General features: G+C 44.7%; 29 protein-coding genes and 2 pseudogenes. 5 read left to right on the plus strand and 26 right to left on the minus strand.

Features of this window, described 5'->3' with window-relative positions:
- Positions 1-48 precede the first annotated feature (48 nt).
- Together C2757_RS06825 and C2757_RS06830 are read right to left on the minus strand one after the other, a co-directional pair.
- Positions 49-804 carry a 2OG-Fe dioxygenase family protein gene (locus C2757_RS06825; protein ID WP_215373741.1) on the minus strand — a complete coding sequence of 252 codons (756 nt, stop codon included), beginning with the start codon at positions 802-804 and terminating at the stop codon, positions 49-51.
- A 24-nt stretch (positions 805-828) separates the two neighbouring features.
- Positions 829-2,130 (minus strand): TAXI family TRAP transporter solute-binding subunit, encoded by a 1,302-nt coding sequence (locus tag C2757_RS06830; RefSeq protein ID WP_215373743.1) that lies wholly within the window; start codon positions 2,128-2,130, stop codon positions 829-831.
- 119 nt (positions 2,131-2,249) lie between these two features.
- On the opposite strand from C2757_RS06830, the gene C2757_RS06835 reads away from it, so the two are divergent.
- A complete protein-coding gene (locus C2757_RS06835) occupies positions 2,250-3,011 on the plus strand; it encodes an SDR family oxidoreductase (protein WP_215373745.1) in 762 nt (253 codons plus the stop codon).
- A gap of 2 nt (positions 3,012-3,013) precedes the next feature.
- On the opposite strand, the gene ccmI is transcribed toward C2757_RS06835, so the two are convergent.
- From ccmI to C2757_RS06910, 16 genes and pseudogenes are all read right to left on the minus strand, one after another.
- Positions 3,014-4,204 carry a c-type cytochrome biogenesis protein CcmI gene (ccmI, locus tag C2757_RS06840; protein ID WP_215373747.1) on the minus strand — a complete coding sequence of 397 codons (1,191 nt, stop codon included), beginning with the start codon at positions 4,202-4,204 and terminating at the stop codon, positions 3,014-3,016.
- Entirely contained in the window at positions 4,204-4,680 is a 477-nt protein-coding gene (locus C2757_RS06845; RefSeq protein ID WP_215373749.1) for a cytochrome c-type biogenesis protein, read from the minus strand. Before C2757_RS06845 ends, ccmI begins: the two co-directional genes overlap by 1 nt.
- A complete protein-coding gene (locus C2757_RS06850; protein WP_215373751.1) occupies positions 4,677-5,207 on the minus strand; it encodes a DsbE family thiol:disulfide interchange protein in 531 nt (176 codons plus the stop codon). Before C2757_RS06850 ends, C2757_RS06845 begins: the two co-directional genes overlap by 4 nt.
- Positions 5,204-7,120 (minus strand): heme lyase CcmF/NrfE family subunit, encoded by a 1,917-nt coding sequence (locus tag C2757_RS06855; RefSeq protein WP_215373753.1) that lies wholly within the window; start codon positions 7,118-7,120, stop codon positions 5,204-5,206. Before C2757_RS06855 ends, C2757_RS06850 begins: the two co-directional genes overlap by 4 nt.
- A complete protein-coding gene (gene ccmE / locus C2757_RS06860) occupies positions 7,117-7,551 on the minus strand; it encodes a cytochrome c maturation protein CcmE (RefSeq protein ID WP_215373754.1) in 435 nt (144 codons plus the stop codon). The genes C2757_RS06855 and ccmE overlap by 4 nt, the downstream gene beginning before the upstream one ends.
- Positions 7,548-7,736, minus strand: coding sequence for a heme exporter protein CcmD (ccmD, locus tag C2757_RS06865; RefSeq protein ID WP_215373756.1), 189 nt, complete (start codon positions 7,734-7,736; stop codon positions 7,548-7,550). Before ccmD ends, ccmE begins: the two co-directional genes overlap by 4 nt.
- Entirely contained in the window at positions 7,736-8,506 is a 771-nt protein-coding gene (locus tag C2757_RS06870; RefSeq protein WP_215373757.1) for a heme ABC transporter permease, read from the minus strand. The genes ccmD and C2757_RS06870 overlap by 1 nt, the downstream gene beginning before the upstream one ends.
- The gene (ccmB, locus tag C2757_RS06875) at positions 8,503-9,168 is read right to left on the minus strand and encodes a heme exporter protein CcmB (protein ID WP_215373759.1); all 666 of its coding nucleotides are present in this window, start codon (positions 9,166-9,168) and stop codon (positions 8,503-8,505) included. The genes C2757_RS06870 and ccmB overlap by 4 nt, the downstream gene beginning before the upstream one ends.
- Entirely contained in the window at positions 9,165-9,812 is a 648-nt protein-coding gene (gene ccmA, locus C2757_RS06880) for a cytochrome c biogenesis heme-transporting ATPase CcmA (RefSeq protein ID WP_215373761.1), read from the minus strand. Before ccmA ends, ccmB begins: the two co-directional genes overlap by 4 nt.
- A 187-nt stretch (positions 9,813-9,999) precedes the next feature.
- Positions 10,000-10,980 (minus strand): quinone oxidoreductase, encoded by a 981-nt coding sequence (locus C2757_RS06885; protein ID WP_215373763.1) that lies wholly within the window; start codon positions 10,978-10,980, stop codon positions 10,000-10,002.
- Positions 10,981-11,014: 34 nt separating this feature from the next.
- Positions 11,015-11,305 (minus strand): annotated as a pseudogene (locus C2757_RS06890) (DUF2452 domain-containing protein); the annotation flags it as partial.
- A 15-nt stretch (positions 11,306-11,320) separates the two neighbouring features.
- Entirely contained in the window at positions 11,321-11,449 is a 129-nt protein-coding gene (locus C2757_RS09045; RefSeq protein ID WP_256438121.1) for a hypothetical protein, read from the minus strand.
- Positions 11,450-11,480: 31 nt separating this feature from the next.
- Complete coding sequence (locus C2757_RS06895; RefSeq protein WP_371817016.1) at positions 11,481-12,014, minus strand: superoxide dismutase family protein; 534 nt, start codon at positions 12,012-12,014, stop codon at positions 11,481-11,483.
- A 94-nt stretch (positions 12,015-12,108) separates the two neighbouring features.
- Complete coding sequence (locus tag C2757_RS06900; RefSeq protein ID WP_215373768.1) at positions 12,109-12,657, minus strand: DUF3833 domain-containing protein; 549 nt, start codon at positions 12,655-12,657, stop codon at positions 12,109-12,111.
- Positions 12,658-13,206 carry a chalcone isomerase family protein gene (locus tag C2757_RS06905; RefSeq protein WP_215373770.1) on the minus strand — a complete coding sequence of 183 codons (549 nt, stop codon included), beginning with the start codon at positions 13,204-13,206 and terminating at the stop codon, positions 12,658-12,660. It abuts the gene before it with no gap.
- Positions 13,203-13,613: a thiol-disulfide oxidoreductase DCC family protein gene (locus tag C2757_RS06910; RefSeq protein WP_215373772.1), complete on the minus strand. Its 411-nt coding sequence runs from the start codon at positions 13,611-13,613 to the stop codon at positions 13,203-13,205. The genes C2757_RS06905 and C2757_RS06910 overlap by 4 nt, the downstream gene beginning before the upstream one ends.
- 59 nt (positions 13,614-13,672) lie before the next feature.
- Between C2757_RS06910 and C2757_RS06915 the strand changes: the two genes are divergently transcribed.
- Both C2757_RS06915 and C2757_RS06920 read left to right on the plus strand, forming a co-directional pair.
- A complete protein-coding gene (locus tag C2757_RS06915; RefSeq protein WP_215373774.1) occupies positions 13,673-14,047 on the plus strand; it encodes a DUF2237 family protein in 375 nt (124 codons plus the stop codon).
- The gene (locus tag C2757_RS06920) at positions 14,044-14,943 is read left to right on the plus strand and encodes a histone deacetylase (protein ID WP_215373775.1); all 900 of its coding nucleotides are present in this window, start codon (positions 14,044-14,046) and stop codon (positions 14,941-14,943) included. The genes C2757_RS06915 and C2757_RS06920 overlap by 4 nt, the downstream gene beginning before the upstream one ends.
- A 64-nt stretch (positions 14,944-15,007) precedes the next feature.
- Here the strand turns inward: C2757_RS06920 and C2757_RS06925 are convergent, their stop codons facing one another.
- A complete protein-coding gene (locus C2757_RS06925; RefSeq protein ID WP_215373777.1) occupies positions 15,008-16,120 on the minus strand; it encodes a linear amide C-N hydrolase in 1,113 nt (370 codons plus the stop codon).
- 114 nt (positions 16,121-16,234) lie between these two features.
- Between C2757_RS06925 and C2757_RS06930 the strand changes: the two genes are divergently transcribed.
- Positions 16,235-16,870, plus strand: a complete 636-nt coding sequence (locus tag C2757_RS06930; protein ID WP_215373779.1) for an NAD(P)H-dependent oxidoreductase — start codon at positions 16,235-16,237, stop codon at positions 16,868-16,870.
- Between the two features lie 141 nt (positions 16,871-17,011).
- Here C2757_RS06930 and C2757_RS06935 read toward each other — a convergent pair whose 3' ends face one another.
- The 3 genes from C2757_RS06935 to C2757_RS06945 all read right to left on the minus strand — a co-directional run bounded on the left by C2757_RS06935 (position 17,012) and on the right by C2757_RS06945 (position 20,256).
- Positions 17,012-18,019, minus strand: a complete 1,008-nt coding sequence (locus C2757_RS06935) for a cytochrome d ubiquinol oxidase subunit II (protein ID WP_215373781.1) — start codon at positions 18,017-18,019, stop codon at positions 17,012-17,014.
- A 1-nt stretch (position 18,020) separates the two neighbouring features.
- Positions 18,021-19,385, minus strand: a complete 1,365-nt coding sequence (locus tag C2757_RS06940; protein WP_215373783.1) for a cytochrome ubiquinol oxidase subunit I — start codon at positions 19,383-19,385, stop codon at positions 18,021-18,023.
- 133 nt (positions 19,386-19,518) lie between these two features.
- On the minus strand, positions 19,519-20,256 hold the full coding sequence (locus C2757_RS06945) for a hypothetical protein (RefSeq protein ID WP_215373784.1): 738 nt from the start codon (positions 20,254-20,256) through the stop codon (positions 19,519-19,521).
- 82 nt (positions 20,257-20,338) lie between these two features.
- Here C2757_RS06945 and C2757_RS09015 point away from each other — a divergent pair.
- Positions 20,339-20,497 (plus strand): annotated as a pseudogene (locus C2757_RS09015) (sugar ABC transporter permease); the annotation flags it as partial.
- Positions 20,498-20,528: 31 nt separating this feature from the next.
- On the opposite strand, the gene C2757_RS06950 reads toward C2757_RS09015, so the two are convergent.
- From C2757_RS06950 to rpoD, 4 genes are all read right to left on the minus strand, one after another.
- A complete protein-coding gene (locus C2757_RS06950) occupies positions 20,529-21,005 on the minus strand; it encodes a potassium channel family protein (protein WP_215373786.1) in 477 nt (158 codons plus the stop codon).
- Positions 21,006-21,062: 57 nt separating this feature from the next.
- On the minus strand, positions 21,063-21,650 hold the full coding sequence (locus tag C2757_RS06955; RefSeq protein WP_215373788.1) for a hypothetical protein: 588 nt from the start codon (positions 21,648-21,650) through the stop codon (positions 21,063-21,065).
- 109 nt (positions 21,651-21,759) lie between these two features.
- Positions 21,760-22,413, minus strand: a complete 654-nt coding sequence (locus C2757_RS06960; protein WP_215373790.1) for a cupin domain-containing protein — start codon at positions 22,411-22,413, stop codon at positions 21,760-21,762.
- A 658-nt stretch (positions 22,414-23,071) separates the two neighbouring features.
- A complete protein-coding gene (rpoD, locus tag C2757_RS06965) occupies positions 23,072-25,675 on the minus strand; it encodes an RNA polymerase sigma factor RpoD (RefSeq protein ID WP_215373791.1) in 2,604 nt (867 codons plus the stop codon).
- Between the last annotated feature and the right edge of the window lie 18 nt (positions 25,676-25,693).

The following is a 25,693-nucleotide window of genomic DNA, read 5'->3' on the forward strand; positions in this document are numbered from 1 at the left end:
TGTGCAGGGAACGTGAGCCCATTCTACTCGCCCTAATAAGATGGACTTTTATTGCTGTGATCGATTGGGCGCATCCTGAAAGCCATTGGATCTAAAAGTGAGAACCAAGGTATCGCGATAGCCATAATTTCCAAGCGGCTGAATAGGGGTAGATTCATGAATCATGCGCTCATCATTCATGAGGAGTAGTGACCAAGGCTGGGCCAATGTAAAGCGTAAACCCGCAGAACCCTGAGCATCAAATATTCTGGTTTCCCCACCCTTGATGCCAACTCTATTTAATAAAAAGACTGCTACAAAATCAACGCCATCACGATGAGCGCCTTCTGGGGTTGGTCTTCCGATGCCATCAGCGGTATCAATCCGAAATTGATGCGCCTCTACAAACCAAGTATTCACAGGTTTTAAGCTATTAAGCACATGTGCGAGACCAATTAGTAAGGCTTGCCATGTGGAATGATTAGCCAATTGGGTTTGTATAGGCTCAAACCAACGCTCAATCCCGCCATGCAATGCGTTGTAATCCACCGACTGCCAATGTGCACGATGTGGCACTAAATTGAGGTGATCCCCTTTAATCTCATAGCTTGCATGACGGCGGAAGCGATAACGACCGCCATCCTTAAGATAGGGATCACGAGGTAAGCCTTCCCAGAATGCGCTCAAACTCTGTAGATCAGATAAAGCAAGGTCACCTAGCTCAGCCACGGTTTCTGCAGAAGCAACAACATAGCCATCAGTTCGTAAAGCATCGACCAGCTGTTTAGCAGGAGTCAGTATTGGCGTTAAGGGGGTAGTGGTCATCAATAGATTTTAGGGCAAGACACCTTAGCTTGCAGCGTGTAAGCGATTACGCACCTGCTCAATATGCCCTTTGAGATCATAAAAATCTTTTGCGGAGAATGCTGAAATTTTCATCTGCATAACACGACGCTCTATCAATGCCAACTCTTCTAAGTGCTTCTGAAGTAACTCCCTCTTCGATGCATTTTTTTCAATCGTATTCAACTCAGCGTAAATGCCTGCAAGTTTCAGACGTAGCAAGAAATTATTCGCCGAAGAGATATAAGTAAATAGTGGAATAAAGATCACTAGCAACGGAATCACAATCTTGACAAAGCGCCCTACCCAAACTGCGGTCCAAAAGGGTAAATGCCGATGCAGAAAAGATGGTCCATCTTTTAGATAAATTTCTGCATCTTCATGAAGCGGAAAATCAAGGCCCGTCGCAGAAGGAAATTCGCCTAACTTTTGCAAGTGGCTATATGCAGGCAAGATGTCGTAGGTGGCTCCAAGCACCAAAGACAATAGAGCAGGACTTACATCTTGCTTGCTAACAAGAGTTGCTGTTGCAGACAGCACTTGAATATCTTTTTTTGGGACGTCATTAGCAATACTCAACAAACCTCTGGGAACATTGACTTTAGTTAGATAAGGCAGATTACGCACATATGCATCGCCTTGATCGAAATTCATGAGGAGAATGCCCGGTATGTTGTAAAACTTTTTTAAAATTGGAGATTCTGCTGCCACAACCGTAAAGGCAACATCTATTTCCCCATTGCTTAATTTTGCTACTGCCTCATCTGGTGTTAAATGCTCTGCTCTAATCTCGCTTTCCTGAATTTCACTGAGCTTTAGCAAGGCATCACTTAAGACTGCAGTACCGCTGCCTTGATTACCAACAGATACTCTCTTGCCTTTGATTTGACTTAAGACCCGCAATTCGCCACCATCAGCTTTAAATGCTGCCGGGCGATACCAAACCCAAACGGGCTCATAAAACATCCCGCCAATAGAAACGAGGTTGGGATATTTCTCAAGCTCAGCCACTCCGCCCTGGACCATTGCAAAATCGACATCAGATTTTGGGTTGCTTAGTAAACGTAAGTTATCTACTGTGCCGCCACTTTCCAGCACCTCTAACGTAACACCCTCCTTAGCAAGCTCGCGCTTGAGACGCTCTCCAAATTGGTAGTACAAGCCTTGAGGAAGGCCCGTAGCCATTTTGATCGCCTTTGGAGGTGGAGGCGTGAGAATCCATAAAACCCCAAAAATGAATGCGACAAGTAGCACAAAAGCCAAGAGGATTGCTTGGGGGTTATAAAGATGATTTTTGAGGGATTTCATAAAATTCTCTTTTGTTTTTTGCATTATGCCCTGAGCCCAATAATAGGCAAAAGAATTAAATGTGCCCAATAAATCAGGATAAGATGAGCCTTTTCTAGCTACATTTATTCAATATGAATATGGACTCAAAGCACAATAAAGTGGCCCTGGTTACTGGAGCAGGAACTGGGATTGGCAAAGCTGCTGCCAAATCATTACTCAAAGCTGGCTTTCGAGTCGTCCTCACCGGCCGTAACTTGGAGCGCCTAGAAAAAGCGATTATTGATATTGGTGGAGATCAAGCAAGCTGTCTAGCAGTTGCATGTGATGTGGGCAAGCCTAGCGACGTAAAAAAACTATTCGCCGCACTGCAAGAAAAATTTTCACGTATTGACGTGCTATTTAATAATGCCGGCATAGGGGCCCCCGCCATTCCAATGGAAGACCTTTCATATGAACAGTGGATGAATGTGGTCAATGCCAATCTTAGTGGTGCATTTCTATGTTCGCAAGAAGCCATTCGGATGATGAAAGCACAATCCCCTCAAGGGGGTCGCATTATCAATAATGGTTCTATCTCAGCATATGCTCCAAGACCGATGTCAGCGCCATATACCGCGACTAAACATGCTATTAGCGGTCTTACTAAATCCATCGCACTAGATGGGCGCCAATTCAATATTGCTTGCGGACAAATTGATATCGGTAATGCTGCAACAGAGATGACAGAGCCAATGGCTGCCGGCATTATGCAGGCCGATCAATCCATCAAGGTAGAGCCGCGTATGAATGTTGAGCACGTAGGAGAGGCTGTGCTGCAAATGGCCCAACTTCCCTTAGAGAGCAACATTCTTTCGATGACCATCATGGCCACGAATATGCCTTTTGTCGGCAGAGGTTAAGCTTAAGGACGAACTTGATTTACTACAAGCTGGACATTGCTTGCGCCAACCTTAACAGTTTGTACAGCAGAGATTAAGTCTCCGGCTTCTTGTTTTGCCATTCCTGTCTTGGAGACCCTGACTTCAATAGTCACCTCAGATTGTTTTGAGAGCGGGTCACTTGGATTCATCGCCAAAGCATCGTTCATTACAAAGTTCATTGGAAATTCTGTAGCAGGCATCCTCAGAACGGCCACAGGCATGCGCTCACCAGGCTTGCGAGCAATCACCATTACGACAGCGCCGGGCTGTACTTTAGATATTAATTCTGCTGATAGTGCAATCTTGCCACTGATACTCTTAACTGCAACTGCCGCAGGGGATTTTGCAGAAAGACTGCCTTTGCTGCGCGCATCTGCAATCGAACCCTCAATTGAACGAGCTTCTTCAGTTCCCGGAGGTATTTGTTGCGCCAGCTTTTCCCAAGTCTGGACAGCAGCCCGATAATTTCCTGATGTATAGGAAGCCGTTCCTGAAAGCCAGAGAGCCATCATATTATTCGGATCCAATTTCAGTGCTTGCTGAATCAGTTGCAAGGGCTTACCAGCAAAATTTCCATTGGCTTTTACTGCCAGCGCATCTGCATAGTCAGCCAAAAGCTGAGGATCGGAATCAATAAAACTACCTGCATGTTCATAGGCTTTAATGGCATCATCATTGCGACCCAAAATCTTGTATGAGCGCGCTAACATCGCCCAGCCTTTTAGGTTTGTTGGGTCTTTTTCCATCTTGGCAGCGAATTCCGAGACCATTTTCTCAACACCCTCACGAGTCATGGGTTGCGCTGCTTTCATTTCGGCAACTTGGCTAGCATCTCCAAGAGAAAGATAAAGACCGGAAGACAGTAAAACAACAAAGATACACAGTCCTATGACAGTCTTTTTACCTGAACCCATTACGGCTTGGTCGTCTGCTTCATGGGTATCCTGAAAGAGGCGTTGACGCATTTCAGCATGGGCGATTTCATAATCAGCCGCCGTTAAATTACCAGCACTGCGCTCTGCTTCTAATTTATCAAGTTCCTCGCGATATATAGCAGCATTCATTTGACGGCGGGAGGTGCCTGGAAACTTGGATGGAAAAATAAAAGGGCGCAAAAGCAACACCAGCACCAAGATCAACAACAGAAAAGCAGAGCTTAAAAAAATGATCATTAGATACCCTTTTCACCCTGACGATCACTCTTCAGGAGGTCATCTAAGCGTCGATTGTCTTCGTCTGACAAGGCGATATTGTTTGCAGAAGCATTCCTGCGGCGCAGATAAGTAAATAATCCTGCGACTCCAATTAAAAGAATGATGAATGGGCCTAGCCACAGCAGCCAAGTAATAGGCTTTACTGGTGGTCGATATAGAACAAAATCCCCATAGCGTTCAACCATAAAATTTCTGATCTGCTCGTCGCTCTTGCCCTCTTTAATCAGAACTCGAATCTGCTCACGTAAATCATTAGCCAAGTCTGAGCGAGATCCTGCCAAAGATTCATTCTGACAAACTAAGCAACGCATTTCTTCAGAAATGCTAATTAGGCGTTGCTCTGTTACGGGATCATCCACCAAAGGAGCGGCATCTTTTGCTTGGGATATGCCAATACTCAAAAGGCAAAGAGCAATCAAGAAAATCTGCTTCATGATTTTTGCAGCTCCCTAATTAAGGGATACATTTTTTGATTGAGCAGTTCAATCGTTATTGGACCAATGTGTTTAAAGCGGATAATTCCAGCCTTATCAATCACGTAGGTTTCAGGAACTCCGTACACACCATAATCAATTCCCACGCGACCATTGGCATCAAAAGCAGATAGCGTGTAGGGATTGCCCTGCTTGGCCAACATTGCCAATGCATCCTCACGGCTATCTTTGTAATCTAAGCCAATCACTGGGGCAATGTGTGATTTGGCTAGCTCAACTAACACGGGGTGCTCTTCGCGGCAGGCCACACACCAAGATGCCCAAACATTGAATATCCAGACCTGCCCTTGCATACTGGCAGGAGAGAAAGATTGATTGGGCTCTGAGAGTTGTGGAATATTAAAAGCCGGTGCAGCTTTATTAATGAGCGGTGATGGCACTTCATGAGGGTCACGATTCAAGCCAATAGCCAAAAAGACTACCAAGACAATAAAAAGCATCAAGGGAATTAAAAATTTGGCCTTCATGATTGTCTTCTCAATTTCATCCGATAGCGTTTGTCAGACATTGCCAAGACACCACCCAAAGCCATCAATAAACAACCGCCCCAGATCCAATCTACAAAAGGCTTGTAATAGACCCGAACCGCCCAAGATTTATCGGCTAATTCTTCACCTAGTGAAACATAAATGTCCCGAGTCAAGCCAGCATCAATTGCTGCTTCAGTCATTGGCATGGTAGATGAGAAATAACTACGCTTTTCTGGATAGAGTGTGGTTTCTAATTTCCCATCCTTCATGAGCAAGAATGCGCCGCGCATCGCTTGATAATTTGGCCCCGGAACAGTGCTGACACCCTGCAGCTGGATTGTATAAGCACCAACTGAAACTGTTTCACCCGCAGACATGCGCACATCTTTTTCTTCTTGATAAGCACCGACCATAGTGATACCAATCACGAATATGGCAATTCCAAGATGGGCAACTTGCATACCCATAAATGAACGGGTAGGTTTACCAACCTTTGCTTGGCGAATAATTTGCAAACAACCTGAAGCAATCACCCAAAAAGCCAATAGGAAACCAAGACCAGCTAACCAGGTGAAATCGCCCATGATCAACGGAATCGCAATGCCTGCAATGAGCGCTACTAAGCCGGCAATCCATAAACGCGTAATCACCGTCAATAAATCTGTTTTCTTCCAACTTGTCCAAGGACCAATACCCATCAATACCAGCAGAGGAATCATGATGGGAACAAACACGCTATTGAAGTACGGTGGCCCGACTGAAATCTTCCCCAGATGGAGAGCGTCAATCAACAAAGGATATAAAGTGCCAAGCAATACGGAGCCTGCAGACACTACCAAGAAAACATTCCCGAGAAGAATAAAAGTTTCCCTTGAGCTCGCACTAAATTGACTTCCTGATGAACTCTTCGGTGCACGTAATGCAAACAAGGTCAATGAAGATCCCACAACCAATGCGAGGAAAATTAAGATGAAGATTCCGCGACGAGGATCAGTAGCAAAAGCATGCACAGAGGTGAGTACCCCTGAGCGCACTAAGAAAGTACCTAACAGGGAAAGCGAGAAGGCGATGATTGCAAGCAATACAGTCCAGCTTTTAAAACTGCCACGTTTTTCAGTCACCGCCAAGGAATGCAATAAAGCCGTACCTACTAACCAAGGAATAAATGAGGCATTTTCTACCGGATCCCAAAACCACCAGCCACCCCACCCTAACTCGTAATAAGCCCACCAAGACCCCAGAGCAATACCTAATGTGAGAAATACCCAGGCAGCAGTTGTCCATGGGCGAGACCAACGCGCCCAAGCAGCATCTAAACGGCCTGAGAGCAAAGAAGCAATTGCGAAAGCAAAGGCTACCGAGAAGCCAACATATCCCATATACAACATGGGTGGATGAAAAACCAGACCCGGATCTTGCAACAATGGATTTAGAGAGCGGCCATCCTGTGCTGCGGGCAATAGGCGTACAAAGGGATTTGATGTGGTTAATACAAAAAGTAAAAGTCCGCTAGTCACTAAACCCAAGACCCCTATTACTCGAGCAACCATAAACTCATCAAGCTCTTGAGAAAGTTGGGCTACCAAAATCGTCCATGTGCTGAGTAGAAAAATCCAGAGGAGCAAAGAACCTTCATGGCCACCCCACACCGCACCTAAGCGATAAACCACTGGTAACTGTGAATTCGAATGTTCGGCTACATACAGCACTGAAAAATCATTGACATAGAAGCTCCAAGCCAAGATTACAAATGCAATCGCCAGCAAAAGGAATACGGTTTGCGCTGCAGGTCTAGCCAGTATTAGCCACTCACGTCGACCTTGATGTGCACCTATCAGAGGCAATACACCTTGAATTAAAGCAACACACAATCCCAGAATTAATGCGTAATGCCCAATCTCCGGAATCATGGTTTGCTTCCGTTTTTCTGTGCTTGCTCCAATGCATGCTTAGCTTCAGGAGGCATATAGTTTTCATCGTGCTTAGCAAGTACTTCACTCGCAACGAATTCGCCATTAGCATTCATACGACCCTGAACAACTGCACCCTTACCCTCCTTAAATAAATCAGGAAGAATTCCGGTATAGGAAACGGGAATATCCTTAACCAGATCTGTGATCACAAAATGGACTGTTAGGCCATCACGCTTAAGAGAGCCATCCTTCACTAAACCACCAATCCGAAATGCTTGGCCCTTTGGTGCATTACCAGTTGCAACTTCACTAGGCGTAACATACAAAGCGATATTGCTATTGAGTGCATTCAAAATCAGAACTGCAGCCACCCCAATCACGGCTAGTGCTGCAAGAATCAATAATGCACGCTTATGTCTAGGTTTCACTCAATATTCTCTTGATCAAACTGGTCCGCTAAAAGCTCTTGTTGGAGTCTACGCACAATCGCCCTGTAGCGTGCACGCACAAACAAAGGCTCCAAAATAAGAACTAGAACACAAACACCAAAGCTACTCCACACATACAGTGCGTAGCCACCCATGGCAAAAAATTCGGCTGGGCTATTCCACATCAGCGCTTCACCTCACTCAATTGTCGCACCCAATCAGTATGGGCTTCACGCTCCAAAATGATGGCTCTTACCCGCATTAAACCGACCGCAACGGTATACATCCAGAAACACAGTGCCATTAACAGCATGCCCCACAACATTGTCTGAGCCATGGCTGGAGCCTTAGTTAAAGAAACCGAAGCACCTTGATGCAAAGTGTTCCACCACTTTACCGAGAAATAAATAATGGGTACGTTCACCACCCCAACCAAAGCCAAAATCGCACCGGCTTTATCTGCTCTGCGAGGGTTCTCAATCGATGCTTGCAGAGCAATGAATCCCAAATAGAGGAATAACAAAATTAATTCTGAAGTCAGTCGTGCATCCCATACCCACCAAGCGCCCCACATTGGCTTGCCCCAGAATGCTCCAGTCCACAGAGAGAGGAATGCCATCCATGCCCCTATGGGAGCTAAGGCTTGCGCCATCATGGCAGAGAGGCGCGTATTGAAGACCAAACCTAGACCAGCCCACGCTGCCATCACGATATAAATAAACATGGACATCCAAGAAGCAGGTACATGAATAAAAATAATCCGATAGCCTTGACCTTGGACCGCATCTACTGGTGCTACAAAAAAACTTACCCATAGGCCAGCTGCACCAAAGATCGCAGTCAGAACCCAAAAAATCGGGATGAGCTTTCCGGCAAGAGGATAAAAAGTGCTCGGGCTAGATAACTTAAACCAGTTAATCCAGCGATTATGAGAAAGGTGATTTACTTCATTCATTCGATTGCAATCTTTATGGCGGCAGCACTTACCCAAGGTACAAATGCTAAAGCCAAAATCAATAAAGCGCCCAGCAATGAGAAATGCCCCGATATATTCAGACCAACACTATTTGCATAGACCGCACCAGCACCAAAAATTAATACGGGAACATACAAAGGCAAAATTAATAGGCTCATCAATACGCTTCCACCCCTAAGACCCAAAGTCAGTGCAGCCCCAATAGAGCCTAGCAAGGATAGCACTGGCGTACCCAACAAAAGTGATGCCATCAGCACATATAAGGAGTCTGCATCCAAGTCAAACTGAATACCAATAATCGGAGCCAGTATGACCAGAGGAAGGCCGCAAACAAGCCAATGAGCCATAATTTTTCCAGAAACCAATAAGACTAGGGGCTGTGGCGCTAACACTAACTGCTCCAGAGTGCCGTCTTGATAGTCAGAAGCAAACATGCGATGAAGCCCAAGCAAGGTTGACAGTAAAGCAGCAACCCAAATCACTCCGGGAGCAACCTTTCGGAGCAAAGCAGGATCGGCACCGATTCCCAATGGGAAAAGACTCGTCACAACAACAAAGAAAAATAATGCTGTCAGGACCTCACTCTTGCGACGCATCACCAAGAGAAGATCGCGCTGAATAATGGCAAACATTGCGTTCATAGCTCAAGCACCCGAACACTTGGCAGGCTTACCGTCTGATGACTTGTTAGAACTACTAAGCCACCATCTGAAAGATGCTCAGCAATCAAATCTTGTAAGGCATTTACTGCCTTGGAATCTAAAGCGTTAAAGGGTTCATCCAAAATCCACAACTTGGCCTGGCGGGTCAACATACGCGCCATTAAAAGGCGACGTTTTTGCCCAGCAGACAAACAATGCACTGGTAAATTTTCACGTCCGCGTAGACCAAAGCGCCACAATGTAGTCAAGGCTTTTTCAAGGGGCAAGGCAACATCATCTAACTCTGCATACATCTTCAGATTTTCTATCGCACTGAGATCTTCTTTTAAAGCATCTCTGTGCCCCAAAAATAGTAGCTCACGGTGATATGCCAGAGAGTCCAACCCGATGGATTGATTCCCCCAAAGCACCTCACCAGACTCAGGTTTAGATAGGCCAGTCAAAATACGCAAAAGACTGGTTTTGCCAACGCCATTCTCACCACGAACATGTAAGCACTGACCAGCAGAAACCGATAGATCGAGCCCAGAAAATAGTTGCCGTTCACCACGCACACAGCTCAGTCCTCGGGCTTCGAGTGCCAAGGTAGTTTTGCTAGAGGTCGGGGAAATGGTGGCTGTCATGTAAGGCTGCGGTGCGAATCAAAGCACCGCATGCATTGTCCAAGAGCACTCATAGGCTGTCAAACAACTGAAAACGGGTTTAAAAAATAATCTCTTTAAATTCAGATACTTACAGAATTATAACCCGAGCAAGGCTTTGAAATAAAAAGCCCCGCTTCTGCGGGGCTTAGATCTCAGAAAGGCCATCTTAAGGAATCATCACGATTGCGCCAGAGACTTTTCTGCCCTCGGCGGCACGGTGAGCATCAGCAGCTTCCTCAAGAGGAAACTTCGCACCAATTTGCACCTTCACCATTCCCTTAGCGATAGCCTCAAACACTGCCTTCGCATTTTCTTGCAGTAGTGCAGGGGTCGCATTGTGTGGAAATACAGAAGGTCTAGTTAAAAACAGGCAGCCCTTCTTATTTAATATCTCTGGCTGAATCTCTGGAGCCGGACCAGATGCGGCGCCAAATAACGCAACCGTGCCAAATGGAGCCGTGCAATCCAAGGAACCCAAGAAAGTAGTCTTAGCCACTGAGTCATACACCACATTCGCCTTCTTACCACCCGTTGCTTTGATCACCTCTTCGACCCAGTTCGGCTGAGAGTAATCGACCACTGCATCACAACCCGCTTCTTTAGCAGCAGCAACTTTTGCTTGTGAACCTACCGTACCAACCACAAATGCACCAAGCGCTTTGGCCCAACCAGCCAGAATTTGACCAACACCACCAGCAGCGGCGTGAACCAACACAATATCGCCAGCTTTTACTTTATAAGTTTTTTGGACCAGGTATTGCGCTGTCATCGCTTTGAAGAAAACAGCGGCGGCAACCTCATCTGAGACATTGTCTGGTACGGGAACCAATTTATCGGCGGCGACATTGCGTGCACTTGCATACGCCCCAATGCCGGCATTCATATACATCACACGATCACCAACCTTGAAGCTCGTAACTCCTTCACCCAAGGCCTCAACAACACCAACTGCCTCATGGCCCAGACCAGTCGGAAGATCAAGTGGATAAACCCCGGAGCGTTGATATACATCGATAAAGTTAAAACCAATTGCAGTTTGGCGAATTTGTACTTCACCCTTTGCTGGCGGAGGCAACTCTTTATCGATTACCTGGATTACATCGGCACTACCCAATGCAGAAAGACTAACTACTCGAGCTTTTGTCACATGTCACCTATGTTTGTTATTAAATAGAAAAAAATCATACAGTAAGGGCGCCTTCTTCAACTACAGCCCAAGTACTATCACCCAGCTTCTTCACGGCCATGGAGTAGTTCCAACCATCTGGAATCCCGCAACTCCATTCTTTAGGACCATTCTGTATCAGTACGTTGACTGCATTTCTGCTGTCGTAATACAAGTGATAGATTTTCCCGTGAATGGGATTAAAACCAAACTTTGCACTATGCACCATCTCGGTTGCATCAAGTCGTGCTTGTAGGGCGCGGGCTTGTTTCATTAATACTTCGGCTTGCTCCATGATGCGCTCATACTCTTGCTTAGCATTTTACCGCGCAACATTGACAGCCTTATCTTTTTCTTCAACTACTTTAATGGGAGCAAATACAGGAGCCCCAACTTCCATGGGATATTCAATTCCAGCATGTCTTGCTGGATCAGTATCTTCTATTCTCATCGATGCCCCTGCATTTCCTTCAAATACTTATTTACTTAATTAAACCGCAGGCAATACGTGGACCAGAATTTCCAGCAGGCTGTGATTTGTAGTCATCTGGGTCACGGTGAACCACGACAGAGCGCCCCACAATTCCAGTTGGGCCTGTATTTACCGCAAAACCATGCAAGGTGGCTGTGTAATTTGCATTGCCACTCGCATCCGACTTAATGTTCGGCAAATCACCAGCATGGTTCATGCCGCTATTTGGCATTCCGTGCGCTTTAGTTTCAGGATTGAAGTGGCCACCTGCACTCACTGCATCTGGCGAAGAGCAATCACCTTTTTCATGCACATGAAAGCCCTGCTCTGCATTTGGCTTCAGACCAGAAAATTTTCCATTAATCAATACATCATTCCCCTGCCAAACAAATGTCACTTCACCTTTTGCAGTAGAGCCTGACTTTGACTCTAGGCTTGCGTTTGCTTTTTGACCAGTGCCCTGCTCCATCGATTGACAAGCAACCAAGGCAAGTAATCCAGCCAGAGATAACCCCAGTGAAATCATTTTAAATTTGCGATTCATCTTCATCTCCTAGATATTTCTACGTTGATTAAAGCCTTATGAAATGCTCTTTGGCACTTTTGAGTAAAGTGTGACACAAATCAAAGCTATCCGCTTACCGCTTGTAAAAGCTCAGGGTTACCTCTCCAAGCTCAATGCCAAACTTACTCATTTTGGCCTTATTTAGCATCACCTTGGGGGCAACCAGATACATCCAGTCATTAAATTGCACATGGTAAACAGTGCCGTCTACCGGCAAGGCCAAGGTATAGGTCCAATTTAAAGCGTTACCAGCTAACTCCCCCTGAGCATCGCCAACGACGTCATCTGCTCGGCCGATATATTTACCTGGTCCCTGCTCAATGAGAGTCCAAACGCGTTTTTGCTTGCTACCATCCGAATACTCAAAGCTCTCATCCAGCGTGCCTACTTTTTTACCATCAACTACCTTCCAATCGGCCTTAATGAGAACTGTAAAACGCTTCTTCACTTCACCACTTCGGTCTGTAAATATTCCATAGGCATCAATCGTCCCTGAAAAATACTCACTCATATCTAGAGCAGGTTTCTCATTAGCATATTGCTGGACACTCGGACCGGCACAAGCAAGCAAGAAAATTGCTGTCGCCAAAATTACCAATAACTTAAAAATAGAGTGGATCATTTAGCAAGCCTCATTAAAAATAGGTGGGGAACAACTTTGACCCAATAGGTCTTTACGTAATTTAGGTGCGCTCGTTTTTGGATCTAACCAGATACCAAAAAAAGCTTTTGAAAAATCTGCTCCTGGAACTTGGGCGATCCGTTTGCCATCATGATAAAAAAGGGTTCCCTGGGGTGGGTTATAGACTGCAGTCAATGTCTGGCCAGATTCTATATCTGGCAGAAAGTTCGCCAACTCTTTTCCCCACAAGCTTGCTTGCGCCTCAGGCACGCCAATCTTTTTCATTTCCTCAACACTACGATTGGCAATTGAAACTCCACTAAATGACTTGTGATAGCGGATATCTAAAGCAAACTCTGATGATGCTGGGTTGGCAGAACGATAGAAAGACGCATCGTAGATATGAAAACCCCACCAATTCAGCTTTCCACTGCCTTGTAGTTTTGCAGAACTGAGTGCACTATCAATGTGGGCTGTATCACGAGCAAAGCTAGAAAAAGCAAAGCAAAAAAGAAGAGTAAAGCTTAAGGCAATTTTCAGAATTCTCATGATCTAGCCTTCGAGGCAGTAATCTTCACTAGATATAAAGCAGCTGGACCAAACAGACTGGAGATTGCATGTCGGTTCTTAGCAAAGAATCGGTATGCGAGCCGCAATGACGGCTGGAGCGCCTTTCTAGAAAAGACCCAAGCCAAGAATGGCAAGTTAGCTCTGCGATAGGCCTCTGGAAATACCGCCGCACCCTCTATTAAGCCACCGCTTTCATATTGCGCGTACATCGCTGCTAATGCTTGGTCGCAAGAAATCCCGATCGTATCCGAATGAAATTGCTCAGAATGAACATCAACAAACTCCAATAGGCCAGCTTGATTTCTTCTTGACAAAAACAGAATTTCCGCTTGGCACAAAGGGCAAGAGCCATCGTAAAACAGAGTGAGTTTTTCTAGTGAAGTCATCGCTGAGCAAGTTTACGGCTTATTGAATAAACTAGCTGAGAACACACTCAAAGGAAGTCATGAACAAAGAAGTTGCCCTAAACGTATTTGGAGAGCCGCTCATTCCCTGCTCTTTTGCCCCCCTTACGGGCTTCTTGCGTGATGGTTGCTGCAAAACCAATGAAGAGGATGTGGGTAGTCACTTAGTTTGTGCAGTGGTCACTACAGAATTTCTGCAATTTAGCCTTGAAAAAGGCAATGACTTAATTACCCCCAGACCAGAATATCAATTTCCTGGCCTAGTTGCAGGAGACCAATGGTGTCTGTGCATAACTCGTTGGGTTGAAGCGGCCAAGGCCCACTGTGCACCGTTACTTAAACTGGAAAGTACCCATATTAAAGCGCTTGAGACGGTTCCTTTGGATATTTTGAAACAATATTCGAGTGAAATTTGAAGGCGTTTTATACCGATCATTTCATATTACCGCTACCAGCAGGGCATCGCTTCCCAATGGAAAAGTATTCTCGTTTGAGAGATTTGGTCGCCACACTCGATGACATTGAACTCGTTGAAGCTCCCGCAGCAAGCGATACCCAAATTTTGTATGCACACGACCCTTCTTATCTCATCAAGATCATTGAAGGTAAATTAAGCGCAGAAGAACAAAGAGAGATTGGCTTTCCCTGGAGCGAGAAAATGGTGGAGCGCTCACGCCGCTCTGCTGGAGCTACCGTTGCAGCAGCTAAAAATGCTCTACAAGAAGGCATTGCAATTAATCTAGCTGGCGGTACCCATCACGCCTATCGCGATCTCGGCAGTGGCTTTTGCATCTTTAATGACTCTGCAATTGCTGCACGAACCCTACAAAAAGAAGTAAATGCAAAATTAAAGGTCGCCATTATTGATTTAGATGTTCATCAGGGCAATGGCACAGCAGCTATCTTGCAACAAGATCCCTCAATCTTTACGCTCTCGATTCATGGAGAAAACAATTTTCCATTCAAGAAGGAGTTGAGCGATTTAGACATTGGACTTCCTGATGGCTGTGATGACCAAACCTACTTACTAGCGCTAGAGGACAGCCTCAGTCAACTTGACTCCAGATTCAAGCCAGACTGCTTAATTTACCTTGCAGGTGCGGACCCCCATGAGGGCGACCGCTTAGGAAGACTCAAACTGAGCAAAGAGGGAATGCGCTTAAGAGATGAGAGAGTTTTTGCTTTTGCACTCGATCAAAAACTACCCATCGCCATTTCAATGGCAGGCGGTTACGGCAAGGAAATGGAATCCACCGTAGATATCCATTTCCAGACCATTAAGACCGCTCTGCACTTTCAGCAGCAATATTAAATATTGGAGGCATTCTCCAGACTACAAGGGTTAAATGACTTAATCATAGTCACTCATCTAGTCTTTAATTAATTGAAATAACAGCTTGTGGCTTATCTAATTTGTAGTACTTGATTTCTTTTGCATTGACATCCATCTTCTTCATATCAAAAGAATAGATATTCGTAGTCTCAAACATTTTGAGGTAGTAGATCATATTTTTATTATCTGCAACGACGCTCCACTCCGTAACTTCAATACCGCCAGCACCACCACCATAAGCATTCGTTGCAGGTAAACTAATCGCACCTGGTGGAATATCAAAACTACCTAAGATGTGCCAAGCAGTATTAGTTTGTTGAGCTGTTGTGTAGCTAGAGGGAACCGACTTTGTTAAAAATAACGCACGGATAAAGCGACTTGGACTCAAATAATCTCCAGGCAAGCCATGCAGGCCACTGCCTGAGCTTGGGGGTACAAAACTGGCGCCATTGATGACTATGGGATTCTTCTCAACACTTGTGAGATTGGCATAATTCCCAATGTTGTTTAGTTGATCTCTGAATGCAGGATCATTGGTCATAACGCCAGTGGGATTATCAGTAATCACTAATTCACCCTTCAAATACTCAATCACAATGCTTTTACCTTTGGCATCATGCAAGGTCATACGCACTGGTGCAGATTGATTGTTATAGGCAGGAATGATGGAGCGGTTTACTTTAATTTTCTGAAAACCTGCCTTCACTTCATCAACGCTTGCAAAATTACTTAGGGCATAAAGCAACATCTGAATCGAAGCAATACTATTAGCAGAGTCTGCCGGGCTGACGGCCTGATATACCGCGGTATTGGGGGCATTCAATAAGCCTCCCACTAGACCCTTCTCGTTCATACCATCGACTAAAACTGGCATTCCTAGGCCATTCATACCAGCGACTGCATACTTAGTAGTCCAATTCAGCCCTGAACCTGGCTTACTATCAACACCGACGCCAAGCATCGGTAGATTTCTGGGAATAAGCGTTAACTGAGATTTCAGGGGAAGGCCAAACTCCATCGTGCGGCCATACACAAATCCATTGTCATTGCCCTTCAATAGAAAACTAGTACATGCATTACTTGAAAGGGGCACAAAGGCTAATGTGCTTGAAACTGCTATCGCTAAAAATTGCTTGGCCATTTTTTGATTCATCATTACTCCTGCAATTGATTAAACAATATAAGCTTTTCTTCAGGTCAAAACTATTCGCCTATATATGACAGATTAAACTAAAATTGAATCTCTGAAGCAATAAATTTAGGGAAAAATATGAGTCTCATTGATAAGCTGCAGTGGCGCTACGCCACTAAAAAGATGGATCCAACAAAGGTAGTTCCGCCGGAGAAACTAGACCAAATTTTAGGGGCTATTCGCTTAACTGCCAGCTCTAGCGGCTTGCAGCCTTATGAGGTAATCGTCATTAGCAATCCGCAGATTCGAGAAAAGATTCAACTGATTGCGAACGGACAATCTCAAATCACAGACTGCAGCTACTTACTCGTCTTTGCAGCCTGGGATAACTACACTACAGAGCGCATTAATGCTGCGTTTGATATGACCGAGAAGATTCGTAATTTCACCAGTGAATCCGGAACCGCTTACCGGCAAATGCTTCTCAAAAATTACCCGAACAGAGACCCTGAAATCAATTTCAACCACACTTCCAAACAAGCCTACATTGGCCTGGGCACTGCTCTCATTGCAGCAGCCTATGAAGAGGTGGATAGCACCCCGATGGAGGGCTTTGATCCACAAGCACTAGATACACTGCTGAATCTCAAGGAGCGGGGCTTACGCAGCGTAGTAATGCTCCCACTTGGCTATAGAAAAGCTGACGAAGACTGGTTGCTTAATCTTAAAAAAGTAAGGAGAGCGAAGGAGAATTTTGTGAGCTGGATCAAATAGAGCGCTACGCCCAAAGACAAAATGCCAACCTTGAGGTTGGCATTTTATTTTGGAGATATCAATCAAAAAAACTATAGGAATCACAAAAGACCACGGCTTGCCAGCAGCCCCAGGGCCTGAAATGAAGGTTAATGCCCGGATTTAGTAATAACTCAGAGGCTTAGTCTTACCCCAAAAAATTCGGTAAGTCATGAAGGTATAAGCCAAAATCGCTGGCAACACCACAACCACTCCAATGAAAATCACCCACAGCGATTCGGTAGCAGAAGCTGCTTGCCAGATATCCATCTTATCAAGTACCAAATATGGAAATAAGCTGTAAGCAATTCCAATAAACGATAAAGTAAAGATAGCAATCGTTAAAAGAAATGGGCTCCACTCTCGTTGTAGATGACCGCCTGCAATTTTTTTGAGACGGCGAATAATTAAGCTAAAACATAAAATAATCAGCAACGGAATTGGCGCTAAATACAGAATATTGGGGAAGGAAAACCACTTCTCAAACATTTGATGGCTAACCAGCGGTGTTGCAGCAGAAATAATGACAATGCAAACGCCAGTCATAAACAAACTTTTCCTCGCCCAAGTAATTGCCTTAATTTGCAATTCACCTTCTGCTTTTAAAATTAACCAAGTTGCCCCTAATAAACAGTATCCAAACGGCAAGCAAATACCTACCAAAACTGCAAACAACCAGGCATATAAACTATTCTCAAGACCCAAAATCACGCGGCCTATCATGACTCCCTGACAAAAAGTGGCTACTAGGCTACCGATAAAAAATAAGGCGTTCCACAAGGGTTTTTGCTCTACATTGACCTTCACCCGAAAGTCAAAAGAAACGCCACGAAGTATCAGCGCCATCAACATGAATGCGGCAGGCAGATAGAGATCATGCAAGATTGCGCCATGTGCCATCGGAAAGGCTATTAATAAGACGCCTACACCCAGTACGATCCAAGTTTCATTCGCATCCCAAAAGGGGCCAATCGAAGAAATCATTTGATCTTTTTCAGAATCATCGACAGCATTTAATAGGATGCCTACTCCCAGGTCATAGCCATCCAAGATCACATAGAGAAAGATCGATAGGCCCATCGCAAACAAGAAAAAGAGGGGCAACCAATTTTGGGCAAGGGCGTAATTCATGCTATTCCCCCAACTTTAAATAAGGTGAAGTGGAAATATTCGGAAATTTTTCCTGAACACCATCATGAGGAACATCGGCACCGCGGGCCATGTAAAAAATAGTCCAAATATAGGCGCTCAGAAGGCAGAGGTACAAAATGAGATACAAGAGCAAGGTACTAAATACGATGCCACTGGGTTGATTGGTCACTGCGTCTACAGTCCTTAGCACGCCTGCCACTAAAAAGGGCTGCCTGCCAATCTCAGTGACATACCAACCTGAGACCACTGCCACCCAGCCTGAAAATGTCATCCACACCATGGACTTGGTGAGCCACATCGGTAATTGCTTTTGCTTGTATAGATACCATCTACCCAACCAAGCAGCCAGTAGCATAAGCATGCCAATGCCCACCATAATTCGGAAGGCAAAAAAGACTGGCGCTACGGGTGGAGTCTCATTGGGAAATGCATTGAGACCTTGAACCTCACCATCCCAAGTATGGGTTAAATACACCGAGGCTAAATTGGGTATAGCAATCTCATATAAATTGGTTTTGGTTTGCTGATCGGGTATTGCGAACAAGACTGCAGGAACATTCTTTTGGGTATTCCAAATACCTTCCATAGCCGCTAATTTTGCTGGCTGGTATTGCAGGGTATTTTGTCCGTGGAGATCCCCCAGAAAAATTTGCAATGGAACCAGCACTGCCGCAACGGTTAAAGCAAGTTTCAATACATGCCCATTCACTGCTGATTGGGAGTTTCGAGCAATTCGATAACAAGACACACCGATTAACACAAAGCTAGCAGTCAAAAATGAAGCAGTTAGCATGTGTGCCAGACGATAGGGCATCGATGGATTAAACACAATTGCAAGCCAACTAGTTGCATGGGCTTGACCGTTAATCATCTCGAAGCCCTGTGGGGTTTGCATCCAAGAATTGAGCACAATAATCCAAAATGCTGACAAGGTTGTTCCAAAGGCAACTAGAAAGCAAGCCAATAGATGGACTTTTGGAGATACCCGATCTTTACCAAATAGCATGACACCTAAGAAAGTGGCTTCTAAAAAGAAGGCTGTCAGTACTTCATATCCCAGCAATGGCCCCGCTATATTTCCAACGGTTTCCATATAACCAGGCCAATTGGTTCCAAACTGAAAACTCATCGTGATGCCGGAGACAACTCCAAGAGCAAACGTGAGAGCAAAAATCTTCACCCAAAATTTATAGGCATCATTCCAAATAGATACTTGTGTGCGAATATGTTTGAGCTTGAAATAAAAAAGAAACCAACCTAAAGCAATGCTAATCGTTGGAAACAAAATATGAAAAGTAATATTGGCCGCAAATTGAATTCTGCTGAAGATAAAGGTATCGATCATGAGTTCATGCCTTGTGAGATCTTAAATTGCACTGTATTTAAGCAATGTTACTCCCCTACCTAATATTGCAATATCCCCACACTTTGAGGTCATATAACAAACCCAACCATCTGAAGGGCGCAATATTGCTTACTTAGGAGACTGAACTGAGCCAAAGCGAGTCGATTTCGCTCAGCTTCATCGGATCAAAATGATCAATCACTTCCCAATAGCGCCCAGATGGAGCCATGTAAGATAATTTCTCTTCAATGCCCAAGGCTTTGCTCACTATATTCGCATCAAGATTGAGGTCTGAATCGTCTAGCTGCCTTTTTTCTGTAAGGCTCATCAATTTGGAAAATGCTACTTTCTGAAACAAGAGCCTTGATTCAGGCAATTCAGATAAATTGACAACACGACAATGGTTCATTTGAGCAATCGCCATGAAGCGGACGGACTTTGCTTCCAGCGACTGCAAAGTAATATCAGCACGTAAGGGATCGGGTGTACCAACGCCGTAGAAATGGGTGGGATTGACAGTTGCTTGTGAATAAACCATATCGCATCCCAAATATGCAATCACATCTGGCTTGAGGGCTCCAAGAGCCCAGTAACCCGCAGTAAATGCCATTGTGCCGCCTGCATATACAAAGCCGCCAAAATGATTTTGCTCTGGAACAAACTCTTTTGCCGTAATCACATTCTTTTGGGCGAGAACTGGAGAGGATGGGAGGCGATCTACTGGAAAATCTTCTGGATAAATTAAATAATCCCAATGCTCAATTAATTGCCAGGCGTTATTAATCACCACACAGGAGGTAATCCCAGAAAGGTCCCAATCCTTGATTCTGATTGCATCTGGTGCACTACCGACGATTAAGACAATATTCAATGAATGATCCTTGCTGACTATTTCAGTGCTTAGACCTCTTTTTAGCACTTATTCATGACATTTTTAGTCATAGAGGGATAGAAACCCAGTGGTCTATTTGATTAGTGGCTTCCGTTGGAGTTTTTACGGTATAGAGGATGTCTCTCTTTGGATCAGTCTAGGAATGACGATCTCTTTTTTAGCGCTATCGATTGCGGTAGTCATTTGGATCTTTAAAACCGGGTACCGCCTTAAAAAGTAATGGCGTATCAGGCCATACTTAGTGAGACGACTTACATAAAATAGCCATCTGATTTGGCCAGTCTACGCGCAACATGTACTGTACGCTGCATGTTGGCTAAATTGGCAATCGTCCAACCAAATGCGACCATCCCATTTAGAGCAATGATGACGACCATTAAATCCCAACCGGATGGGAGTGGAATGCTGCCATACCCTACCGTTGTGTAGAAACTGCCTGCAAAGAAAATAGCCTGGTCTAGATTGGGCACTAAACTAAAATAAAAAAGAGCGACTCCCCATAGATAGATCTCAATCAAATGAGAACCAACCAATACAAACGACATTGCGTAAAAAAGAAATAGGGTATATCGATAATTCTGACTCTGAATCAATTTTCTAGAAGTGTTTTGGTATGTATTGGTAACAAAATAGTTGTAGACAGCATGAAAAATCAGCATCAAAAGGAGAATCACACCTCCCAACAATAGGACATCAAAATTAAAGAGGTGCACAGGAGGGTTATTCATCAGTAACCTTGGTTTATATCGCGTCTGATTAAAAGAGTGTTCTGCTAAACATTAAAATCAATGCCCTTTTACAGAAATTGCTCTAACTGTTAGGGCTGCAGCAACATCATAGACATTCTGAGCTCTATGTTTTGCATCGCAGTAATCACATTCTGTATATCTTGAATACATATAGTTATCAAGCACATTCCCTTGGGCATCTTTAATGATGGCTGATATCTGAGAATAATTATATCTAGCCATATCCAGTACGGTGTCTTGACTAGCCAAAATGATTGATCCGGTAGTACTTAATAGATAGGCATCCACTAAATTTAACTCTAGCTTGAGCCCACTATTGCTTGCCTCATTAAGCAAGCCTGCATTCATGAGTCTTGTCTTGATCGTTTGCGCAAATTGCTCCTGAGAGAATCCCCGCTTGGCTAATTCAGGTAATTTAGCTTGAACTTGATCCGATATCGCAAATGTCATTGATGACAGCGGCTGATCTTTAGAAATAAGGACATCTTGTTTGGTAACTATGATATTCGGATTATCCAAAGCATTATCCCCGGTATAGGAATGTGCAAAGTTCAATCCAACATCATTGGCACAAGCGCTTAAGAGTACTGAAAGCAGCACTACAAAATATTGAGGAAATTTCAAGTGGTCTCCAAACTTTGGACTGATTCTGAATCCTTACAAGATATTACCTGAGATCACCATGGAATATATGTTGTGATAGATAACAAGCTAAGCGCCCCTTTCTCCATTTTTAATCTATTAAATGCCCTGTCTTCACAAAAATAGTACAGCCTTCTTTGCTAAAGGGTTGGTGCAAACTCATGTGGGGACTTCTAATCCATGATCCAGCCGGATAACGTCCATGCTCATCCTCAAATACACCATCCACTACAAAGATTTCCTCGCCCCCATAATGCTTATGCGGGTTGAAATAGGTTTGCGGTGCCCAACGAACTAAGCTTGACCCACCTCCCTGTTGCATCAAGGGCATGACCGTAAGGCCTGAAACCATGCCCTGGTACCAAGGCGCAGTATTAGTGTCAACAATCTCCCGCACAACTTGATCCAATCCAAGATGTCTGAGTTTTACAAATAGTGTGCAGCCTGGATTACTAAAAGGGGCATGCGAAGAACCTGGAGGATTCATGATGTAAGTCCCAGCAGGATAGCTACCGGTCTCGTCGCTAAAAACTCCATCCAAAACCAAAATTTCCTCACCGAATTCATGGGTATGGGATTTAAATTGAGATCCAGGTTGATAACGCACTATTGAAGTTGCTTTTGCCACTTCATCGCCAAGTCGATCTAGCATTCGTCTCTCAATGCCTGACTCAGGACTGGGAACCCAAGGTAAGTCATGATGACTCATGACAACTCTCTTACTGTAGTCGGAATTAATGTTCATAATTTTTCTAGGGTCATTCTGCGCAGAATAAACCAAAATCGTTGCAAGAAGTATTCACTCAATTAATCATGTAAAGAAAAACGACTTAGGAATTTCTCCCTAAGTCGTTGACATTGCTGGTGGGCCCACCAGGACTTGAACCTGGGACCAAAGGATTCCGGTTTGTGTAGCTTTCACTACTCCCTGGACTATGCCTTCATCATATAAAGATTTACATCCTCACTTAGATGGGTGCCGTCTAGTCTCTACACGTTCAAAGTATTTCTACTAAGCTTCGCTCGGCGTTAGCTTGTGCAGCTTTTGGCTACATTTAGCTTTCTCCGAATTTGACACCATCCCTTATGCAGTTTCCACGCATAAGGCACAACTTTCGCTATGAGTCCTCTGCTCTAACCAACTGAGCTATAGGCCCTTAATCGTTACATTTACTACACACCTTACTGCTGGTGTTTACCACTTCAAAACCACACTAAAACCGCATTTACTACACACCTCGGTTTTTGCTTCGGTGTGTACGCGGTGTGTAGTGAATTTATATCGCCTAATTCACCACTAACCTCTTGAATCTATTGAGGTCTTTGTTACAAGACCCCTAGGGCTTCTTTCTTATGAGTCCTCTGCTCTAACCAACTGAGCTATAGGCCCGTTAATCCTTCAATCAATCCTCTTCGAGGAAGGTCTTGAGTTTGTCGCTACGGCTTGGGTGACGCATTTTTCTGAGAGCCTTCGCCTCAATCTGACGAATACGCTCACGAGTAACATCAAACTGCTTACCTACTTCTTCGAGAGTATGGTCAGTGCTCATCTCTACACCAAAGCGCATGCGCAATACTTTTGCCTCACGTGGTGTTAATGAGTCCAGCACGTCTTTGACGACATCACGCATAGATTCATGCAAAGCTGCTTCTGCTGGAGCCAAGGTGTTGCCATCTTCAATGAAGTCGCCCAAATGAGAGTCTTCATCGTCACCAATTGGTGTCTCCATAGAGATTGGCTCTTTAGCAATCTTCATGATCTTACGAATCTTGTCTTCAGGAATCTCCATCTTCAGAGCCAAGGTTGCAGCATCTGGCTCATGACCAGTTTCTTGCAAGATTTGACGGCTGATGCGGTTCATCTTATTGATCGTCTCGATCATATGAACAGGAATACGGATCGTACGGGCTTGGTCAGCAATAGAGCGGGTAATTGCCTGACGAATCCACCAAGTTGCGTAGGTAGAGAACTTATAGCCACGACGGTATTCAAACTTATCTACCGCCTTCATCAAACCAATATTGCCCTCTTGAATCAAATCCAAGAACTGCAAGCCACGATTGGTGTATTTCTTAGCAATGGAGATCACCAAACGTAAGTTAGCTACGGTCATCTCACGCTTCGCTTCACGGGCACGCTTCTCGCCAGCGATCATTTGCTTGTTGACTTCTTTCAACTCAGGAAGCGGAATCACTACATTCTTTTGAATATCAATCAACTTCTGCTGCAGCTCTTGAATTGCAGGAACGTTACGTTGCAAGAGTGCGCTGTAAGGCTTGTTATCTTTGAGTAACTTCTCAGTCCAGGTCAGATCCATAGACATCTTAGGAAAGTCTTTGAGTACTTCTCCACGATTAACGCCTACTTTATCTACTAACAAGCTCACGATGCCGCGCTCAAGCTTCCACACTTGGTCAACCTGTGAGCGCATGGTGTCACATAACTTCTCAACACTCTTCGCAGTAAGGCGGAAGCCTAGGAGCTCTCCACGGATAGCATCTTGTGCTTTGATATAAGCAGGGCAGTTATAGCCATCCTTATCAAAGGCACGACGCATCTTGTCAGCTTGCGTGCGAACAATCGCAAACTTTTCTAAAGAGATTTGCTTGAGTTCCTCGAGCTGTTTAGCGTTAGCTGTAGCAGCACCGCCGCCACCGCCGCCTTCATCCTCTTCACCCTCATCACCCTCTTCTGCATCAGGGTCGATCTCTGGCTCTTCAGGTCCCAACTTGATATCTTCTGCGTTTGGATCAACTAAGCCATCTACAAACTGGTCGATCTCCATCTCGCCGCTAGCAATCTTGTCGACGTTAGCAAGAATTTCTGCGATTGTGACTGGACAAGCAGCCAGTGCCATCACCATGTCTTTGAGACCAGCCTCAATCTTCTTGGCAATCACAATCTCGCCTTCGCGAGTCAAAAGATCCACGGTACCCATCTCACGCATATACATACGGACTGGATCGGTAGTGCGACCAAATTCTGAATCTACTGTAGAGAGTGCGGCTTCAGCTTCTTCTTCGGCCTCTTCTTCAGAAGCTGCAGCTGCTGTGTTATCTGACAGAATTAATGTTTCTGCATCAGGCGCTTGCTCATAAACAGTAATACCAATGTCATTCAATAAGCTGATCAAAGTTTCTAATGCATCTGCATCAGATAACTCATCAGACATCACGTCATTCATCTCGCCATGGGTTAGATAACCCTTGGACATACCCATCTTGATCAATGTTTTGAGGCGAGCACGACGGAGCTCTTGTTGCTCTTCAGTGCCGAGCTGTTGTGCAGCAAATTCTTTTAAGAGCGCTTTCTCTTTGGCTTTACGCTCACGTGCTTTTTGACGGTCCGTTAAAACCGGTTCAGCACCCTCAGCTGGAGCGTCGACCTTAGCCTTACGACCGCGCGTCTTTTTCTCTTCTTCGACTGCTGGAACTTCAGCTTCAACAGTCTTGGCTTTCTTGCCTTTAACTTCTTCAACTTTTACGGGAGCTGCTGCTTTTGCTTTTTTAACTGGCTCAACCTTGACCGGTTTTGCAGGCACCTTAGCTGCAACTGTTTTTACAGCAACTTTAGCTGGCAACTTAGCCGGCGCTTTAGCGGGAGCCTTAGCGGGAACTTTAGCAACTGGCTTGGCTGCCTTTACAGTCTTGGCAAGCACTTTAGTTTTTGCTACTGGCTTAGCCGCAACTTTTTTAGCTACTGGCTTAGCAGGTGCTTTTGCAGTTTTAACTGGGGCTTTTGCTGGCCTAGCAATGACCTTAGTTTTTGCTACTGGCTTAGCCGCAACTTTTTTAGCTACTGGCTTAGCAGGTGCTTTTGCAGTTTTAACTGGGGCTTTTGCTGGCTTAGCAATGACCTTAGTTTTTGCTACTGGCTTAGCCGCAACTTTTTTAGCTACTGGCTTACTGGTAGATTTAGCGGCTGGCTTAGCAACTGTTTTGGCAGCTGGCTTAGCTGGCGCCTTTGTTGCTGGTTTAACTGGTTTTTTGGTCTTGGTATTAGGCATTGATTAGCACTTACTCAC

The organism is Polynucleobacter sp. MWH-Svant-W18, assembly GCF_018687495.1.
Lineage (GTDB): Bacteria > Pseudomonadota > Gammaproteobacteria > Burkholderiales > Burkholderiaceae > Polynucleobacter.

Bases quoted from the DNA above. Each gene is read 5' to 3' on its own strand.
- C2757_RS06935 (WP_215373781.1), bottom strand. From the start codon at position 18,019: ATGAATTACGCCCTTGCCCAAAATTGGTTGCCCCTCTTTTTCTTGTTT.
- C2757_RS06925 (WP_215373777.1), bottom strand. From the start codon at position 16,120: ATGATGAATCAAAAAATGGCCAAGCAATTTTTAGCGATAGCAGTTTCA.
- ccmB (WP_215373759.1), bottom strand. From the start codon at position 9,168: ATGAACGCAATGTTTGCCATTATTCAGCGCGATCTTCTCTTGGTGATG.
- ccmD (WP_215373756.1), bottom strand. From the start codon at position 7,736: ATGTGGAATAGCCCAGCCGAATTTTTTGCCATGGGTGGCTACGCACTG.
- C2757_RS06895 (WP_371817016.1), bottom strand. From the start codon at position 12,014: ATGAATCGCAAATTTAAAATGATTTCACTGGGGTTATCTCTGGCTGGA.
- C2757_RS06910 (WP_215373772.1), bottom strand. From the start codon at position 13,613: ATGACTTCACTAGAAAAACTCACTCTGTTTTACGATGGCTCTTGCCCT.
- C2757_RS06950 (WP_215373786.1), bottom strand. From the start codon at position 21,005: ATGAATAACCCTCCTGTGCACCTCTTTAATTTTGATGTCCTATTGTTG.
- C2757_RS06830 (WP_215373743.1), bottom strand. From the start codon at position 2,130: ATGAAATCCCTCAAAAATCATCTTTATAACCCCCAAGCAATCCTCTTG.
- C2757_RS06940 (WP_215373783.1), bottom strand. From the start codon at position 19,385: ATGATCGATACCTTTATCTTCAGCAGAATTCAATTTGCGGCCAATATT.
- C2757_RS06850 (WP_215373751.1), bottom strand. From the start codon at position 5,207: ATGAAGGCCAAATTTTTAATTCCCTTGATGCTTTTTATTGTCTTGGTA.
- C2757_RS06900 (WP_215373768.1), bottom strand. From the start codon at position 12,657: ATGATCCACTCTATTTTTAAGTTATTGGTAATTTTGGCGACAGCAATT.
- C2757_RS06915 (WP_215373774.1), top strand. From the start codon at position 13,673: ATGAACAAAGAAGTTGCCCTAAACGTATTTGGAGAGCCGCTCATTCCC.
- C2757_RS06855 (WP_215373753.1), bottom strand. From the start codon at position 7,120: ATGATTCCGGAGATTGGGCATTACGCATTAATTCTGGGATTGTGTGTT.
- ccmA (WP_215373761.1), bottom strand. From the start codon at position 9,812: ATGACAGCCACCATTTCCCCGACCTCTAGCAAAACTACCTTGGCACTC.
- ccmI (WP_215373747.1), bottom strand. From the start codon at position 4,204: ATGATCATTTTTTTAAGCTCTGCTTTTCTGTTGTTGATCTTGGTGCTG.
- C2757_RS09045 (WP_256438121.1), bottom strand. From the start codon at position 11,449: ATGAGAATAGAAGATACTGATCCAGCAAGACATGCTGGAATTGAATAT.
- C2757_RS06870 (WP_215373757.1), bottom strand. From the start codon at position 8,506: ATGAATGAAGTAAATCACCTTTCTCATAATCGCTGGATTAACTGGTTT.
- C2757_RS06960 (WP_215373790.1), bottom strand. From the start codon at position 22,413: ATGAACATTAATTCCGACTACAGTAAGAGAGTTGTCATGAGTCATCAT.
- rpoD (WP_215373791.1), bottom strand. From the start codon at position 25,675: ATGCCTAATACCAAGACCAAAAAACCAGTTAAACCAGCAACAAAGGCG.
- C2757_RS06845 (WP_215373749.1), bottom strand. From the start codon at position 4,680: ATGAAGCAGATTTTCTTGATTGCTCTTTGCCTTTTGAGTATTGGCATA.
- C2757_RS06825 (WP_215373741.1), bottom strand. From the start codon at position 804: ATGACCACTACCCCCTTAACGCCAATACTGACTCCTGCTAAACAGCTG.
- C2757_RS06835 (WP_215373745.1), top strand. From the start codon at position 2,250: ATGGACTCAAAGCACAATAAAGTGGCCCTGGTTACTGGAGCAGGAACT.
- C2757_RS06930 (WP_215373779.1), top strand. From the start codon at position 16,235: ATGAGTCTCATTGATAAGCTGCAGTGGCGCTACGCCACTAAAAAGATG.
- C2757_RS06905 (WP_215373770.1), bottom strand. From the start codon at position 13,206: ATGAGAATTCTGAAAATTGCCTTAAGCTTTACTCTTCTTTTTTGCTTT.